Source organism: Nocardia sp. NPDC127579 (genome assembly GCF_042672005.1).
GTDB lineage: Bacteria > Actinomycetota > Actinomycetes > Mycobacteriales > Mycobacteriaceae > Nocardia.
Window position 1 is genome coordinate 1 of sequence record NZ_JBHXVZ010000023.1, and the last position, 2,713, is coordinate 2,713.

The window sequence follows — 2,713 nt, forward strand, 5'->3', positions numbered from 1 at the left end:
TCCCGAGTAGCAGCGGGCCCGTGAAATCTGCTGTGAATCTGCCGGGACCACCCGGTAAGCCTGAATACTCCCTGGTGACCGATAGCGGACTAGTACCGTGAGGGAAAGGTGAAAAGTACCCCGGGAGGGGAGTGAAATAGTACCTGAAACCGTGCGCTTACAATCCGTCAGAGCCTGTGAACACTTCAGTGTGTTGTGGGTGATGGCGTGCCTTTTGAAGAATGAGCCTGCGAGTTAGTGGCATGTGGCGAGGTTAACCCGTGTGGGGTAGCCGTAGCGAAAGCGAGTCCGAATAGGGCGTTCGAGTCGCATGTTCTAGACCCGAAGCGGAGTGATCTACCCATGGCCAGGGTGAAGCGACGGTAAGACGTCGTGGAGGCCCGAACCCACTTAGGTTGAAAACTGAGGGGATGAGCTGTGGGTAGGGGTGAAAGGCCAATCAAACTCCGTGATAGCTGGTTCTCCCCGAAATGCATTTAGGTGCAGCGTCACGTGTTTCACACCGGAGGTAGAGCTACTGGATGGTCTAGGGGGCCCACAAGCTTACCGAAATCAGCCAAACTCCGAATGCCGGTGTGTGAGAGCGTGGCAGTGAGACTGCGGGGGATAAGCTTCGTAGTCGAGAGGGAAACAGCCCAGATCGCCGGCTAAGGCCCCTAAGCGTGTACTAAGTGGAAAAGGATGTGGGGTCGCGAAGACAACCAGGAGGTTGGCTTAGAAGCAGCCACCCTTGAAAGAGTGCGTAATAGCTCACTGGTCAAGTGATCCTGCGCCGACAATGTAGCGGGGCTCAAGTACACCGCCGAAGCCGCGGCACTCACACAATACGTCCGTCACAGACCACGGTTTGTGACGCAGCGGTGTGGGTGGGTAGGGGAGCGTCGTATGGCCATGGAAGCGGCGGAGTGATCCAGCCGTGGAGGCCATGCGAGTGAGAATGCAGGCATGAGTAGCGAAAGACGAGTGAGAAACTCGTCCGCCGAATGACCAAGGGTTCCTGGGCCAGGTTAATCCGCCCAGGGTGAGTCGGGACCTAAGGCGAGGCCGACAGGCGTAGTCGATGGACAACGGGTTGATATTCCCGTACCCGTGTATCCGCGCCAAATATCGAATCAGCTTTGCTAACCATCCAAATGTTCTCTTATCAAGCCTTCGGGCGAGAAGGGGGATTGCTGCATGGGACCCGGGTTGTAGTAGGTAAGCGATGGGGTGACGCAGGAAGGTAGCTGGGCCAGTCAGTGGTTGTACTGGTGTAAGCCTGTAGGGCGCAACATAGGCAAATCCGTGTTGCATTCAGCCTGAGAGGTGATGCGTAGCCGATTGAGGCGAATTCAGTGATCCTATGCTGCCGAGAAAAGCCTCTAGTGAGTTGGTACACGGCCCGTACCCCAAACCGACACAGGTGGTCAGGTAGAGAATACTGAGGCGATCGAGAGAACTGTGGTTAAGGAACTCGGCAAAATGCCCCCGTAACTTCGGGAGAAGGGGGACCATGCCTGGTGACCGGTTTTACACCGTGAGCTGGGGGTGGTCGCAGAGACCAGAGAGAAGCGACTGTTTACTAAAAACACAGGTCCGTGCGAAGTCGTAAGACGATGTATACGGACTGACGCCTGCCCGGTGCCGGAAGGTTAAGAGGACCGGTTAGCGCCCTTCGGGGTGCGAAGCTGAGAATTTAAGCCCCGGTAAACGGCGGTGGTAACTATAACCATCCTAAGGTAGCGAAATTCCTTGTCGGGTAAGTTCCGACCTGCACGAATGGCGTAACGACTTCTCTGCTGTCTCAACCACAGACTCGGCGAAATTGCATTACGAGTAAAGATGCTCGTTACGCGCGGCAGGACGAAAAGACCCCGGGACCTTCACTATAGCTTGGTATTGGTGTTCGGTACGGTTTGTGTAGGATAGGTGGGAGACTGTGAAACCTAGACGCTAGTTTGGGTGGAGTCGTCGTTGAAATACCACTCTGATCGTATTGGACTTCTAACCTCGGACCATGATCTGGTTCAGGGACAGTGCCTGGTGGGTAGTTTAACTGGGGCGGTTGCCTCCTAAAATGTAACGGAGGCGCCCAAAGGTTCCCTCAGCCTGGTTGGCAATCAGGTGTCGAGTGCAAGTGCACAAGGGAGCTTGACTGTGAGAGTGACAGCTCGAGCAGGGACGAAAGTCGGGACTAGTGATCCGGCACCGGCAAGTGGAAGCGGTGTCGCTCAACGGATAAAAGGTACCCCGGGGATAACAGGCTGATCTTCCCCAAGAGTCCATATCGACGGGATGGTTTGGCACCTCGATGTCGGCTCGTCGCATCCTGGGGCTGGAGTAGGTCCCAAGGGTTGGGCTGTTCGCCCATTAAAGCGGCACGCGAGCTGGGTTTAGAACGTCGTGAGACAGTTCGGTCTCTATCCGCCGCGCGCGTTAAGAAACTTGAGGAAGGCTGTCCCTAGTACGAGAGGACCGGGACGGACGAACCTCTGGTGTGCCAGTTGTGCTACCAAGTGCATTGCTGGTTGGCTACGTTCGGAAGGGATAACCGCTGAAAGCATCTAAGCGGGAAGCCTGTTCCAAGATGAGGTTTCTCTCCCACTTGATGGGTTAAGGCCCCCTACAGACCATGGGGTTGATAGGCCGGAACTGGAAGCACAGTAATGTGTGGAGGTGACTGGTACTAATAGGCCGAGGGCTTATTAACGAAGAGGCTACGCGTCCACTGTGC

1 rRNA gene is annotated in these 2,713 nt (G+C 55.7%); it reads left to right on the forward strand.

The features are described 5' to 3' along the window. Positions 1 to 2,689 (forward strand): 23S ribosomal RNA (locus ACFVMC_RS33135); the annotation flags it as partial. Between the last annotated feature and the right edge of the window lie 24 nt (positions 2,690 to 2,713).